Origin of the sequence: Streptomyces sp. PT12, from assembly GCF_003311645.1 — a bacterium.
In the GTDB taxonomy this organism is placed as follows: Bacteria; Actinomycetota; Actinomycetes; order Streptomycetales; family Streptomycetaceae; genus Streptomyces.
Window position 1 is genome coordinate 216,212 of sequence record NZ_QEST01000014.1, and the last position, 13,408, is coordinate 229,619.

Consider the following 13,408-nt stretch of genomic DNA (forward strand, 5'->3'; position numbering starts at 1 on the left):
CCTTCGGCGGCCGGGCCGTTAGGGTGTCATCGGCATCCGTAGCCAGTCAGCAGCCGCTGCAACCCAAGGGAGCGATGTGTCCCGCCGTCTTTTCACCTCGGAATCCGTCACCGAGGGTCATCCAGACAAGATCGCCGACCAGATCAGCGACACCATTCTGGATGCGCTCCTGCGGGAGGACCCCGCCTCACGCGTCGCCGTCGAGACGCTGATCACCACCGGCCTCGTGCACGTCGCCGGCGAGGTGACCACCAAGGCGTACGCGCCCATCGCGCAGCTCGTGCGCGAGAAGATCCTGGACATCGGCTACGACTCGTCGAAGAAGGGCTTCGACGGCGCCTCGTGCGGCGTCTCGGTGTCCATCGGCTCGCAGTCAGCCGACATCGCGCAGGGCGTCGACTCCGCCTACGAGGCGCGCGTCGAGGGCGACGACGACGAGCTCGACCGGCAGGGCGCGGGCGACCAGGGCCTGATGTTCGGCTACGCGTGCGACGAGACGCCCGAGCTGATGCCGCTGCCGATCCGGCTCGCGCACCGCCTCTCGCACCGGCTCTCCGAGGTCAGGAAGAACGGCACCATCCCCTACCTCCGCCCCGACGGCAAGACGCAGGTCACCATCGAGTACGACGGCGACCGCGCCGCCCGCCTCGACACCGTCGTGGTCTCGAGCCAGCACGCCGCCGACATCGACCTGGACTCTCTGCTCGCGCCCGACGTGCGGGAGTTCGTGGTCGAGGCCGAGCTGAAGCTGCTGCGCGACGAGGGCATCAAGCTCCAGACCGAGGGCTATCGGCTCCTGGTGAACCCCACGGGTCGCTTCGAGATCGGCGGCCCCATGGGCGACGCCGGGCTGACCGGCCGGAAGATCATCATCGACACCTACGGCGGCATGGCGCGGCACGGCGGCGGCGCGTTCTCCGGCAAGGACCCCTCCAAGGTGGACCGCTCGGCCGCCTACGCCATGCGCTGGGTCGCCAAGAACGTCGTGGCCGCGGGCCTCGCGGGCCGCTGCGAGGTGCAGGTCGCGTACGCGATCGGCAAGGCCGAGCCCGTGGGCCTCTTCGTCGAGACCTTCGGCACCGCCACCGTCGCCCCCGAGCGCATCGAGCAGGCCATCTCCGAGGTCTTCGACCTCCGCCCCGCCGCGATCATCCGCGCCCTCGACCTGCTGCGCCCCATCTACGCCCAGACCGCCGCTTACGGGCACTTCGGCCGTGAGCTGCCCGACTTCACCTGGGAGCGCACCGACCGCGTCGAGGCCCTGCGGGCGGCGGCCGGGATCTGACGGCGGGGGCGGCTCCCCGGGGTCCGGCTCCGGGATCCGGCGACCGGGGCCGGGTGTCACCGGCCTCTGGTGTACTGGCCATGTGGGTGGTCGAGAGGAGCACGGGGAGCAGCTCGCGCTGGTCAAGGGGGTCGCCCCCCGGGCCAGGCCGCGGACGTGGCGCGGCGTTCCCGCGGCCGGGCGGCTGCCCGTGGCGCGCGTGCTGGTGGACAAGGGCCTGGTGCACCTGGACCGGTTCTTCGACTACGCGGTGCCCGCCGCCATGGACGTCGACGCCCAGCCGGGCGTCAGGGTCCGCGTGCGCTTCGGCGCGGGGCAGCGCGAGGGGCGCCGCGAGGGCGGCCGGCTGATCAACGGCTTCATCGTCGAGCGCCGCGCCGAGAGCGACTTCCCCGGCGTGCTCGCCCCCCTCGCCCAGGTGCTCTCCACCGAACGCGTCCTCACGCCCGAGCTGCTCGCGCTGTGCAGGGCCGTCGCCGACCGTTACGCGGGCGCGCTCGCCGACGTGGTCTCCCTCGCGGTGCCCCCGCGGATGGCCAAGGCCGAACGCGCGCCCTCGCCCGACCCCGCGCGCCCCCCGGCGGCTCCCGAGCCCGCGGGCTGGGCGCGCTATCCCAGGGGCCGGGCGTTCCTCGACGCCCTCGGCGGCGGCGGGGCCCCCCGCGCGGTGTGGACCGCGCTGCCGGGCCCTGGCTGGCCGGACGAGCTGGCCCGCGCCCTCGCCACCGCGCTTGCCGCGGGCCGTGGCGCCCTCGCGGTGCTGCCCGAGGGGCGGGCCGCCGCCCGCGTCGACGCCGCGCTCACCGCGTTGATCGGCCCAGGACACCATGTGCTGCTGACCGCCGACGCGGGGCCCGAGGCGCGGTACCGCAGGTGGCTCGCGATCAGCAGGGGCTCGGTGCGCGGCGTGGTGGGGACGCGGGCGGCGATGTTCGCGCCGGTGCGGGACCTCGGCCTCGTCGCCGTGTGGGACGACGGGGACGACGGGCACCGCGACGAGCGCGCCCCCCAGCCGCACGCCCGCGAGGTGCTGGTGCTGCGCGCGGCGCAGGAGCGGGCCGCCGCGCTGATCGGCGGCCACGCGGTGACGACGGAGGCGGCGCGGCTCGTCGAGACGGGCTGGGCGGGGCCGCTGCTGGCCGACCGCGAGACGGTGAGGGCGACGGCGCCGCTGATCAGGACGGTCGGCGACGACGACCAGGCGCGCGACCAGGGCGCGCGTTCGGCCCGGCTGCCCACCCTCGCGTGGAACGTTCTGCGGGACGGCCTCGCCCTCGGGCCCGTGCTGATCCAGGTGCCGCGCCGCGGCTATGCCCCGCGCCTGGCGTGCGCCCGCTGCCGCACGCCGGCGCGCTGCGGCGCGTGCCATGGCCCGCTGGCCGCCGTGGGCGCGGACGAGGCGCTGCGCTGCGGCTGGTGCGGGGCCGAGGAGCCCGCGTGGCACTGCGAGGAGTGCGGCGGCGACAGGTTGCGCGCGGTGGTGGTGGGCGCCCGGCGCACGGCGGAGGAGCTGGGGCGCGCGTTCCCCGCCGTGCCGGTGCGCACCTCGGGCCGCGACCACGTCCTCGACTCGGTGCCCGACGCACCGGCGCTCGTCGTCAGCACGCCGGGCGCCGAGCCCGTGCCCGAGGGGCCCGGCTATGCCGCGGCGCTGCTGCTCGACGGCTGGACGCTGCTCGGGCGCCCCGACCTGCGGGCCGCCGAGGAGGCGCTGCGCCGCTGGCTCGGCGCCGCGGCGCTGGTCAGGGCGCGGGCCGACGGCGGCACCGCGGTGGTGCTCGCCGAGCCGACCCTGCGCCCGGTGCAGTCCCTGGTGCGCTGGGACCCCGCGGGCCACGCGAGGCGCGAGCTGGCCGACCGGGCCGCGCTCGGCTTCCCGCCCGTGTCGCGGATGGCCGCCGTCAGCGGGCCGCCCGAGGCGGTCGCGGGGCTGCTTGCGGCGGCCGAGCTGCCGGGCGACGCCGAGGTGCTCGGGCCCGTGCCGCTTCCTGTGCCCGAGCCGGGGCGCCCGCGCCGCACGGGCGATCCGCCGCCGGGGGAGCGGTGGGAGCGGGCCCTGGTGCGCGTTCCTCCCGGCGCCGGGGCGGCCATGGCCGACGCGCTGCGCACCGCCCAGGCCGCCAGGCTCGCCCGCAGGGAGGGGCCGGGCGTCCGGGTGGTCGTCGACCCCCAGGACATCGGCTGACCCGGCGCGCCCCCCCGCGCTATCCGCTGCGCTGCCCGGGGAACACCCCCGGCCTGGCCTCGCCCTGCACCGGCGCGGGCGGCCGCACGGGCACGCCGCGCGCGGCCGGGACCGTGGGGGGCGCGGGACTCTCCGCGCGCGCGGGCTCGCGCGCCGGGGCGGGCGGCCCCCCCGGTGGGCCCGCCGGGCGCCGCGCCCCGTACCTGCGGTGGACGGCCTGTTTGGTGACCCCGAGCGCCGAGCCCACCGCGTCCCACGAGAAGCCGAGGGAACGGTCGAAGTCCACCGCCGCGGTGACCAGGGCCTCCACGCTGTCCCGCAGCTCCTGGGCCAGCCGGACGGTCGGGGCGGGGGCGCGCCCGTACACCACGAACCCGGCCGAGGGGCCGGTGCGTCGGGGGCGGTAGACATTGCCCAGCTGTGCGGTCAGGGTGCGCAGCGCGTCCACCTGGCGGCGGACCCGCTCGATGTCCCGGACCAGCAGATGCAGGCTGGCCCGTGCCTGAGCGTCAGGGGTGGCGTGGTCGGCCATCAACAAGCCTCTCGAACCGGCGTCAAGGAAGCGGGCCCGAAATCGGCCCGTTGCGGTCAATCTGTCTTGACCAACGCGCGGCGGCGGTCGGGGTCACGCTGTCGGAGCGCATCGTCAACTCGGCGGAGCGCACGGGGAGCTGTACGCCCCCGCCGGCGCGCCGCCGTCGCCGAACGTAGACTGTCCAGCCGCTCCACGTGTCCGTCCCGGCATCCGTCCGGCACCCGTCCGAGAGGTTGGCACCCGAACGATGAGGCTCGTCTTCGCCGGCACACCCGAGGTCGCCGTGCCCTCGCTCGACGCCCTGCTCGCGTCGGACCGGCACGAGGTGGTCGCCGTGGTCACCCGCCCCGACGCGCCCGCGGGCCGGGGGCGGCGGCTGGTGCCGAGCCCGGTGGCCGAGCGCGCCGCGGAGGCGGGGATCGAGATCCTGCGGCCCGCGCGGCCGAGGGAGCCTGAGTTCCTCGACCGGCTGCGCGCCCTGGCCCCCGACTGCTGCCCCGTGGTCGCCTACGGCGCGCTGCTGCCCAAGGTCGCCCTTGAGATCCCCCGCAACGGCTGGGTCAACCTGCACTTCTCGCTCCTGCCCGCCTGGCGCGGCGCCGCCCCGGTGCAGCACGCGCTGCTCGCGGGCGACGAGGTGACCGGCGCGACGACGTTCCTCATCGAGGAGGGCATGGACTCGGGCCCCGTCTACGGGGTGCTGACCGAGCGCGTCAGGCCCGAGGACACCAGCGGCGATCTGCTGACACGGCTCGCGCTCGCCGGCTCCGGGCTGCTCGCGGCCACGATGGACGGCATCGAGGACGGCTCGCTGGTCGCCAGGCCGCAGCCCGCCGACGGCGTCAGCCTCGCGCCCAAGATCACCGTGGCGGACGCCGCCGTGGACTGGGCGGCGCCCGCGTTGCGCGTGGACCGCCAGGTGCGGGCGTGCACGCCGGCGCCAGGGGCGTGGACGACGTTTCGCGGCGAACGCCTCAAGCTGCGGCAGGTCTCCCTCGCGCCGGAGCACGGAGGGCTCGCGCCGGGCGAGCTGGCCGTGGACAAGCGGGCCGTCCGCGCGGGCACAGGCTCGCACGCCGTCGCGCTCGGCTGGGTGCAGCCCCAGGGCAAGAAGCCCATGCCCGCCGCCGACTGGGCCCGCGGCGTCCGCCTCGCCCCCGGCGAGTGCCTCGGCGGCGACGCGGGCGCCAGGGGCACGGACGCCCACGGCGCGGATCCCCACGGCTGAGCCCTGCCCGTCGACCACCCCGTCGGCTCCCCGCGAGGCCGCCGTAGGCTGGGGAGGCATGTTCCCGCACCACCGGAGTTGACCGTCCCGATGAGCACTCGGCCGCGCCGCCCCGCCGCCAGGCCCTACCGCCGCCCCCGCAGGGACCCGGTGCGGATCCTCGCCTTCGAGGCGCTGCGCGCCGTCGACGAGCGCGGCGCCTACGCCAACCTCGTGCTGCCCCCGATGCTGGCCAGGGCCAGGGCGGCGGGCACGCTCGACGCCAGGGACGCCGCGCTCGCCACCGAGCTCGTCTACGGCACGCTGCGCCGCCAGGGCACCTATGACGAGGTGCTGCGGGAGTGCGTGGACCGGCCGCTGCGCGAGGTGGACCCGCCGGTGCTCGACGTGCTCTCCCTCGGCGCCCACCAGCTGCTCGGCACCCGCATCCCCAGCCACGCCGCGGTCAGCTCGTCCGTCGAGCTGGCCCGCTGCGTGCTGGGCGACGGGCGCGCCAAGTTCGTCAACGCCGTGCTGCGCCGCGTCGCCGCGCGCGATCTCGACGGCTGGCTCGCCGAGTTGGCCCCGCCCTACGACGACGACCCCGAGGGCCACCTCGGCCTGGTCCACTCCCACCCGCGCTGGGTGGTCTCGGCGCTGTGGGACGCGTTGGGCGGCGGCCGCGAGGAGATCGAGCGCCTGCTCGCCGCGGACAACGAGCGGCCCACCGTCACCCTGGTCGCCCGCCCCGGGCGCGCCACCGTGGCCGAGCTGACCGAGGAGGGGAGGGCCGAGCCGGGGCGCTGGTCGCCGTTCGCCGCGCGCCTCGCGGAGGGCGGCGAGCCGGGCGCGGTGGACGCCGTGCGCGAGGGCAGGGCCGGGGTGCAGGACGAGGGCAGCCAGCTGGTCGCGCTCGCGCTGGCCAACGTCCCGCTGACCGGCGCCGACACCCGCTGGCTCGACGCGTGCGCGGGCCCGGGCGGCAAGGCCGCGCTGCTCGCCGCCTTGGCCGCGGGGCGGGGCGCGCAGCTGCTGGCCGCGGAGAAGCAGCCGCACCGCGCGCGCCTGGTCGCGCGCGCCCTCGCGGATAACCCGGGCCCCGCCCGCACCGTCGTCGCCGACGGCACGCGCCCCGCGTGGCGGCCCGGCACGTTCGACCGGGTGCTCGTGGACGTGCCCTGCACGGGCCTCGGCGCGCTGCGCCGCCGCCCCGAGGCGCGCTGGCGCCGCGGGCCCGAGGACCTGGACGGGCTCACCCGGCTCCAGCGCGCGCTGCTGCGCTCCGCGATCGAGTCGACGCGTCCCGGAGGCGTCGTCGGGTACGCGACCTGCTCGCCACATCTGGCCGAAACCCGCCTGGTGGTCGGCGATGTGCTGAAGGGGCTCGCGGACGCGGGGGGCCCGGGCGCGGAGTGGATCGACGCGCGCCCCCTGCTGCCCGGCGTGCCCGACCTCGGCGAGGGTCCCGACGTGCAGCTGTGGCCGCACCGGCACGGCACCGACGCGATGTATCTGGCGCTGCTGCGGCGGATCTGATCCCCCGCCACGGCGCGGAAGACGATGTTGAATACTGGCGCCATGGCTCAGATCAACCCCAGCATGCTGTCGGCCGACTTCGCACGGCTCGCCGACGAGGCGAAGGCCGTCCAGGGCGCCGACTGGCTCCATGTCGACGTGATGGACAACCACTTCGTGCCGAACCTGACGCTCGGGGTGCCCGTCGTCGAGGCGCTGGGCCGGGCCACCGACACCCCGCTCGACTGCCACCTGATGATCGAGGACCCCGACCGCTGGGCGCCCGCCTATGTGGACGCGGGCGCGGGCTCGGTCACGTTCCACGTGGAGGCCGCCGCGGCCCCCGTGCGGCTGGCGCGGGAGATCAGGGCCAAGGGGGCGCGCGCCTCGATGGCGCTCAGGCCCGCCACCCCGATCGAGCCGTACGAGGACCTGCTGCCCGAGCTGGACATGCTCCTGGTGATGACGGTCGAGCCGGGCTTCGGCGGGCAGGCGTTCCTCGACATCATGCTGCCCAAGATCCGCAGGACCCGGCAGCTCATCGAGCGGCACGGCCTCGCCCTGTGGCTCCAGGTCGACGGCGGGGTCTCGGCGGAGACCATCGAACGCTGTGCCGAGGCGGGCGCCGACGTCTTCGTCGCGGGCTCGGCCGTCTACGGGGCCGAGGACCCGGCCGCCGCGGTGCGGGCGCTGCGCGAGCTGGCCGAGCGGGCCGCGCCGCCCCACGCCACATCCCGGTGAACGCTGGCTGTCGATCCGGTTCCCCGGCCCTCCGCACCGGCGGGAACCGGCCGTCGGCCACCGGGATCTGCGAGGATGAACACGCGTATGTGTGCGGGGACACAAACCGGAGGACAGTGAGGTGAGTGCGGTGCCGACCGGGAGGTCAGCCACACGGATGGGGCCCGCGGAGCTGATGCAGGCGGCGGCGATGGCCCGCCGCTTCTACTTGGAAGGCAAGTCGAAGATCCAGATCGCGGACGAGTTCGGGGTCAGCCGCTTCAAGGTGGCCCGCGTCCTGGAGTCGGCCGTGGAGCACGATCTGGTCCGCATCGAGATCAGGGTCCCCGCCGAGCTGGACGCCGACCGCTCCGACGCGCTGCGGGCCCGGTACGGGCTGCGGCACGTCGTGGTCGCCGAGTCCCCCTCGGGGGCCGCGGACGACACGCCCGATCCCGAGCATCTGGGCGAGGTGGCCGCGGAGTTGCTGGGCGAGCTGGTCGCCGAGGGCGACGTGCTCGGGCTGGCCTGGGGCCGCTCCACGATCCACATGGCGGCGGCCCTGCGCGAGCTGCCGCCGTGCACCGTGGTGCAGCTGACGGGGGTCTACGACGCGGGCACGGCCGAGCGCGGCTCGGTCGAGGCCGTGCGGCGCGCGGCGACGGTCTCGGGGGGCGCGGCCCACCCGATCTACGCGCCGATGCTGCTGCCCGACCCCGGCACGGCGGCGGCGCTGCGGCGGCAGCCGGGGATCGCGGCCGCGTTCGAGTACTTCGACAAGGTGACGATCGCCGCGGTCTCCATCGGCTCGTGGGAGACGGGCGTCTCCGCGGTCCACGACATGCTGGGCAAGGAGGAGCGCGAGCACTACGACTCGCTCGGGGTGGCCGCCGAGATGTCGGCGCACCTGTTCGCATCCGACGGGCGCCGGGTCGGGCGCGACCTGGGGGAACGGTGCATCACGGTCGAGGCCGAGCGGCTGCGCCGGGTGCCCGAGGTGGTCGCCATCGCGGGGGGCGCGAGAAAGGCCGACGCGATCGGCGCGGTGCTGCGTTCCGGCCTGGTCACCAGCCTGGTCACCGACACGGCGGCGGCCGACCGGCTGCTGACGCAGCCCACGGGGGAGCGCCCCGCCCTGGAACGCGCCGACCCCGACGTCTGACCGGGCGGCCGCGACGGACGTGAGGTCCGCGATGGCCGCGACGTGCGTCGATCGACACGGCCCGCCTCGATCTCTGTCCGGAGGTAGCGGTGCGGCCAGTCGACGACGACGCGGTCGGCGTCCGGGAACCTGCGGGTCGTTGCAAGGACCGGCCTGGCGTCGCACACGGTCACGTCATATCCGACGAAGGAGCCCAGCCGGGCCACACGACGAGGAGTTCTTCGACTGGAACCTGCGCCACGCGCTCGAGGACTGCCACGGGGACATGCGTCTGCGCGGGGCACGCGACGAGCAGGAGAAGGCTCTCGGCCGCGCACTGCGCTCTGTGCCCCGAGGTAGCCCGGAGCCGACACTCCCGAGGTCACCGAGGTCGAGCAGCGCTGGAGCCCAGGCTTCGATGCGCAGAGCCGCTGTTTGCGGACGATCCGAGCGCTGCGCGGCCTGGACGGGCCGCCTGACCCTGGGCGGTCCTCGGCTCGCACGTGGGACGGGGCCCGGGTAGCGTTTTGTTGTAAGGCAGGTTCCTGCCCGGCACCGGAGCCCCCGTACCTCCTTGGAGGATCACATGATCGCGGGGGCGCTTTGCTGTGTCTTCGTGGGAGTGACCTGCGACATTTCGCGTGAAATTGTGGGTCTATGCGTTTCCTTGAGGCCACCACAGGTCGCTACGTAGAGTCATCTCCGGTTCCCTACGACCTGACGTATGACGACGTCTTCATGGTCCCGGGCCGTTCGGCGGTCTCGTCCCGCCAGGACGTGGATCTGTCCACGCCGGACGGCACGGGGACGACGATCCCCCTCGTCGTGTCGAACATGACGGCGGTGGCGGGCCGCCGCATGGCGGAGACGGTGGCCCGCAGGGGCGGCCTCGCGGTCATCCCGCAGGACATCCCGCTCGACGTGGTCACCGAGGTGATCGCCTGGGTCAAGCGTCGCCACCTCGTCCTTGACACCCCGATCGTGCTCGCGCCCACCCAGACGGTGGGCGACGCCCTGGCGCTGCTGCCCAAGCGGGCGCACGGCGCGGGCGTCGTGGTGTCGGCGGAGCGGCCCGTCGGCATCGTCACCGAGGCCGACCTGCTCGGCGTGGACCGCTTCACCCAGGTCGGCGAGGTGATGTCGCGCGACCTGCTGGTGCTTGACGCGGGGATGGACCCGCGGGAGGCGTTCACCGCGCTGGACTCCGCGCACCGCAAGATCGCGCCCGCCGTCACCGCCGACGGGCGGCTCGCCGGGATTCTCAGCCGCAAGGGCGCGCTGCGCGCGACGCTGTACCGTCCCGCGACGGACGGCGGCGGGCGGCTGCGGATCGCGGCGGCGGTCGGGATCAACGGCGATGTGGCGGGCCGGGCCAAGGCGTTGCTCGAGGCCGGGGTCGACACGCTGGTGGTGGACACCGCGCACGGGCACCAGGAGTCGATGATCGCGACGCTGCGGGCCGTGCGCGGGCTCGACCCCGGCGTGCCGGTCGTGGCCGGGAACGTCGTCTCGGCCGGGGGCACGCGCGACCTGATCGAGGCGGGGGCCGACATCGTCAAGGTGGGCGTGGGCCCCGGCGCGATGTGCACGACGCGGATGATGACGGGGGTGGGGCGGCCTCAGTTCTCCGCGGTGCTCGAATGCGCCGCCGCCGCGGCCGAGTTCGGCAAGCACGTGTGGGCGGACGGCGGCGTGCGGCACCCGAGGGACGTGGCGATGGCGCTGGCCGCCGGCGCCTCCAATGTGATGATCGGCTCGTGGTTCGCCGGGACGTTCGAGTCCCCCGGCGACCTCCAGCAGACGGCGGACGGGCGGCTGTACAAGGAGAGCTTCGGCATGGCGTCGGCGCGCGCCGTGCGAAACCGCACGAGCGAGGAGTCGGCCTACGACCGGGCGCGCAAGGGGCTGTTCGAGGAGGGGATCTCCACGTCGCGGATGTTCCTCGACCCGGTGCGGCCCGGCGTCGAGGACCTGATCGACGCCATCGTGGCGGGTGTGCGATCGGCGTGCGCTTACGCGGGTGCGGGGACGCTGCGCGAGTTCGCCGAGCGCGCCGTCGTCGGGGTGCAGAGCGCCGCCGGGTACGCCGAGGGGCAGCCGCTGCACGCCAGCTGGCAGTAATCCGGGGGCGGTTGGCGTTCCGGCCCCTGGTGGGGGCGGGTGCCAGGTGGTCTGATGGGCCCGTGGGCGGACAGGCACGCGAGGGCAGCGCCGGAACGGGTCCCGGGGTCATCACCCCCGACGGGAGCCCGGTGGAGTGGTGGCTGCGGCTGCCGGTGGGGCGCGAGCCCGATGTGATCGCCTCCGTCTCGCCACCGGGCGCCCGCCTGCTGGAGCTCGGCTGCGGCGTGGGCCGGGTGACCCGTCCCCTCCTTCGGCGCGGGTTCACCGTCACGGCGGTCGACGAGTCGCCCGAGATGCTGGCCCATGTCTCGGGCGCGCGCACGGTGTGCTCGCCGATCGAGGCGCTTGAGCTCGGCGATGAGCGCTTCGACGTGGTGGTCCTCGGCTCGTTCCTGGTGCACTCGGGTGATCCCGCGGTGCGGCGCGGCCTGTTGGCCGCATGCCGCCGCTATGTCGCCCCCGGCGGCGCGGTGTTGATCGAGCGCGAGGGCGAGGACTGGCACGTCCGGGTGCCGCGCGAGCGGGAGTTGGGCAACGGCGGGGTGGTGCGCGTCGTGTCGGCGGACCCCGTGGACGCCGACACCTCGCGGATCCGCGTGGAGTACGCGATCGATGGCGCGGAGTGGAGCCAGACGTTCCTCTCCCACCGGTACGGCGAGGGCGCGTTCGAGCGGGCGCTCGCCGGGGCCGGGCTGGCGTTCGACGCCGCGCTGACGGACGACGGGTGCTGGGTCAGGGCGCTTCCCGTTGACGCGCGTTGACGTTCGCCTCCGCGTCAACAACCGTGCATGCGGGAAGGGTTGAGTATCCCTTTACCCGCAAGTAGCTTTCCCTCCGGAACCCCCACGCGGCCCGCTCGCCCGGCCGCCCACATCCTCCGGAGGATGCGCATGCGCACCCGTCAACGGCTCGCGACCGCGGTGTCCGCTTCCGCCTTGGCGCTCGGCGCCGTCGCCGTCTCGGCGTCCCCCGCCGCCGCCGCTCCGCCCGACAAGCCCCAGGTGCTGTCCAGTTGGACGCAGACCAGCGCGAGCAGCTACAACGCCTGGCTCAACGCGCGTCACAACCAGGCGGCTTGGGCCGCCTACGAGTTCGACTGGTCGACGGACCTGTGTTCCTGGTCCCCGGACAACCCCTTCGGCTTCCCCTTCGAAACGGCGTGCGCGCGCCACGACTTCGGCTACCGCAACCACAAGGACCTCGGCATTTTCGAGCCCAACAAGGCCCGCCTCGACAGCGCCTTCTACGAGGACCTGCTGCGCGTGTGCGACGGGTACTCGGGCGCCACCGGCGCGGCCTGCGACGGCACCGCGTGGACCTACTACCAGGCCGTTCGCAACGTGGGCTGAACGCAACGGAGTTGACGCGACGCGCGTCGACCCCGAGGGGCGCGGGCGGCGGCGGAGGCAGTGACCGCCGCCCGCGCCGTCTCACTCGCGGGCCAGCCGCCCGCCCGCGTCCCCTGAGGCCCGCGCCCCGCCGGGCGAGGACAGGTCCGAGGCGACCGTGGTGCTCCTTCCCCCCGCGCCCAGCACGCCCGCCGCGGCCACGAGCACCGCGGTCGCGGCCGTCACGACGCCGAACGACACGGGCAGGGACGTCACTTCGCCGATGGTCCCGATGAGCGTGGGGGCGATGAGGCCCGTCGTGTAGGTCACCGTCGCCACGCCGGCGATGGCCTGGCCGGGGTTCGGCCCGCTGCGCCCTGCCGCCGCGAAGGCCAGCGGCACCACGACCGCGATCCCCACCCCGAGCAGCGCGAACCCCACGATGCCCTGCGCCGGCGCCTGCGCCGTCACCACCAGCGTTCCACCGGAGACGGCGAGCACCCCGCTCAGCCGCACGGCGCGCACCGGGCCCATGCGCCGCACCACGGCGTCCCCGGCGAGCCGCGCGGCGGCCATGGTGCAGGCGAACGCCGTGTAACTCGCGGCCGCCACCGTCTCGGACGCGCCGGTCACGTCCCTGAGGTACACCCCCGACCAGTCGGCGCTCGCGCCCTCGGCCAGGATCGCGCACATCCCCACCGCGCCGATCAGCAGCGCCGAACGCGGGGGCAGCGCGAACCGCGGCGGCGGGTCCTCGTCCGGCCCTGGGCGCACGTCGAGCAGCCCCCGGCAGATGAACGGCGTCGCCGCCACCAGAGCCGCGGCGACCAGCGCCAGGTGCGCCCGCGCGTCGACGTTCAGGTGGACCGCGCCCACGCCGATCGCGGCGCCCAGCAGGGTGCCCACGCTCCACAGGCCGTGCAGCCCGGACATGATGGACCGCCCATGGGCGCGTTCGACGTCCACGCCCTGGGCGTTCATGGCGACATCGGCCATCCCGGCGGTCGCGCCGAAGACCGCGAACACGGCGCACAGCGCGACCAGCGAGGGCGCCACCGCGGGCAGCGCGAGGGCGGCGCACCACAGCATCAGCAGGCCGCGCACGGCGGCGAGCGCGCCGTAGCGGTGCATGATCCGGCTGGCGAGCGGCATGGCGAGCGAGGCGCCGATGGCGGGGAAGGCCAGGGCGAGGCCGAGAACGGCGGTGCTCAGGTCGAGCTGGTCCTTGATCCACGGGATGCGTGTGGCGAAGCTGCCCTGCGCCGCCCCGTGCACGGCGAAGACGGCGCCGACGGCCAGGCGGGCGCGGCGGGTCGAGTCGGGCGAGGGGGCCGGGGGGTCGGGGTGCGGCATGGCCGTAAACTATCA

At 75.3% G+C, this 13,408-nt stretch carries 11 protein-coding genes and 1 pseudogene; 9 read left to right on the top strand and 3 right to left on the bottom strand.

What is annotated here, in order from left to right:
• Positions 1-76 precede the first annotated feature (76 nt).
• Positions 77-1,285, top strand: coding sequence for a methionine adenosyltransferase (gene metK / locus DEH69_RS01765; RefSeq protein WP_113685062.1), 1,209 nt, complete (start codon positions 77-79; stop codon positions 1,283-1,285).
• A gap of 82 nt (positions 1,286-1,367) precedes the next feature.
• Complete coding sequence (locus DEH69_RS01770) at positions 1,368-3,470, top strand: primosomal protein N' (protein WP_113685063.1); 2,103 nt, start codon at positions 1,368-1,370, stop codon at positions 3,468-3,470.
• 19 nt (positions 3,471-3,489) lie between these two features.
• On the opposite strand, the gene DEH69_RS01775 is transcribed toward DEH69_RS01770, so the two are convergent.
• Positions 3,490-4,002, bottom strand: a complete 513-nt coding sequence (locus DEH69_RS01775) for a hypothetical protein (protein ID WP_113685064.1) — start codon at positions 4,000-4,002, stop codon at positions 3,490-3,492.
• Between the two features lie 250 nt (positions 4,003-4,252).
• On the opposite strand from DEH69_RS01775, the gene fmt reads away from it, so the two are divergent.
• The 4 genes from fmt (at position 4,253) to DEH69_RS01795 (ending at position 8,609) form a co-directional block, all read left to right on the top strand.
• Complete coding sequence (gene fmt, locus DEH69_RS01780; protein WP_113685065.1) at positions 4,253-5,233, top strand: methionyl-tRNA formyltransferase; 981 nt, start codon at positions 4,253-4,255, stop codon at positions 5,231-5,233.
• 90 nt (positions 5,234-5,323) lie between these two features.
• Positions 5,324-6,748 carry an RsmB/NOP family class I SAM-dependent RNA methyltransferase gene (locus DEH69_RS01785; RefSeq protein WP_113685066.1) on the top strand — a complete coding sequence of 475 codons (1,425 nt, stop codon included), beginning with the start codon at positions 5,324-5,326 and terminating at the stop codon, positions 6,746-6,748.
• Between the two features lie 42 nt (positions 6,749-6,790).
• Positions 6,791-7,468 (top strand): ribulose-phosphate 3-epimerase, encoded by a 678-nt coding sequence (rpe, locus tag DEH69_RS01790; RefSeq protein ID WP_113685067.1) that lies wholly within the window; start codon positions 6,791-6,793, stop codon positions 7,466-7,468.
• 157 nt (positions 7,469-7,625) lie between these two features.
• Positions 7,626-8,609, top strand: a complete 984-nt coding sequence (locus DEH69_RS01795; protein WP_113685068.1) for a sugar-binding transcriptional regulator — start codon at positions 7,626-7,628, stop codon at positions 8,607-8,609.
• Positions 8,610-8,683: 74 nt separating this feature from the next.
• Here the strand turns inward: DEH69_RS01795 and DEH69_RS32290 are convergent.
• Positions 8,684-8,815 (bottom strand): annotated as a pseudogene (locus DEH69_RS32290) (XshC-Cox1 family protein); the annotation flags it as partial.
• Between the two features lie 430 nt (positions 8,816-9,245).
• On the opposite strand from DEH69_RS32290, the gene DEH69_RS01805 reads away from it, so the two are divergent.
• The 3 genes from DEH69_RS01805 (at position 9,246) to DEH69_RS01815 (ending at position 12,061) form a co-directional block, all read left to right on the top strand.
• On the top strand, positions 9,246-10,709 hold the full coding sequence (locus DEH69_RS01805; RefSeq protein WP_113685069.1) for a GuaB1 family IMP dehydrogenase-related protein: 1,464 nt from the start codon (positions 9,246-9,248) through the stop codon (positions 10,707-10,709).
• Between the two features lie 62 nt (positions 10,710-10,771).
• Positions 10,772-11,473, top strand: a complete 702-nt coding sequence (locus DEH69_RS01810) for a bifunctional 2-polyprenyl-6-hydroxyphenol methylase/3-demethylubiquinol 3-O-methyltransferase UbiG (protein WP_113685070.1) — start codon at positions 10,772-10,774, stop codon at positions 11,471-11,473.
• Positions 11,474-11,602: 129 nt separating this feature from the next.
• Positions 11,603-12,061 carry a phospholipase gene (locus DEH69_RS01815; protein ID WP_113685071.1) on the top strand — a complete coding sequence of 153 codons (459 nt, stop codon included), beginning with the start codon at positions 11,603-11,605 and terminating at the stop codon, positions 12,059-12,061.
• Positions 12,062-12,142: 81 nt separating this feature from the next.
• Here the strand turns inward: DEH69_RS01815 and DEH69_RS01820 are convergent, their stop codons facing one another.
• On the bottom strand, positions 12,143-13,393 hold the full coding sequence (locus DEH69_RS01820) for an MFS transporter (RefSeq protein WP_113685072.1): 1,251 nt from the start codon (positions 13,391-13,393) through the stop codon (positions 12,143-12,145).
• Positions 13,394-13,408: the final 15 nt, after the last annotated feature.

Coding starts and splice junctions, on each gene's coding strand:
- DEH69_RS01775 (WP_113685064.1), bottom strand. CDS start 4,002: ATGGCCGACCACGCCACCCCTGACGCTCAGGCACGGGCCAGCCTGCAT.
- fmt (WP_113685065.1), top strand. CDS start 4,253: ATGAGGCTCGTCTTCGCCGGCACACCCGAGGTCGCCGTGCCCTCGCTC.
- DEH69_RS01785 (WP_113685066.1), top strand. CDS start 5,324: ATGAGCACTCGGCCGCGCCGCCCCGCCGCCAGGCCCTACCGCCGCCCC.
- rpe (WP_113685067.1), top strand. CDS start 6,791: ATGGCTCAGATCAACCCCAGCATGCTGTCGGCCGACTTCGCACGGCTC.
- DEH69_RS01795 (WP_113685068.1), top strand. CDS start 7,626: ATGGGGCCCGCGGAGCTGATGCAGGCGGCGGCGATGGCCCGCCGCTTC.
- DEH69_RS01805 (WP_113685069.1), top strand. CDS start 9,246: ATGCGTTTCCTTGAGGCCACCACAGGTCGCTACGTAGAGTCATCTCCG.
- DEH69_RS01815 (WP_113685071.1), top strand. CDS start 11,603: ATGCGCACCCGTCAACGGCTCGCGACCGCGGTGTCCGCTTCCGCCTTG.
- DEH69_RS01820 (WP_113685072.1), bottom strand. CDS start 13,393: ATGCCGCACCCCGACCCCCCGGCCCCCTCGCCCGACTCGACCCGCCGC.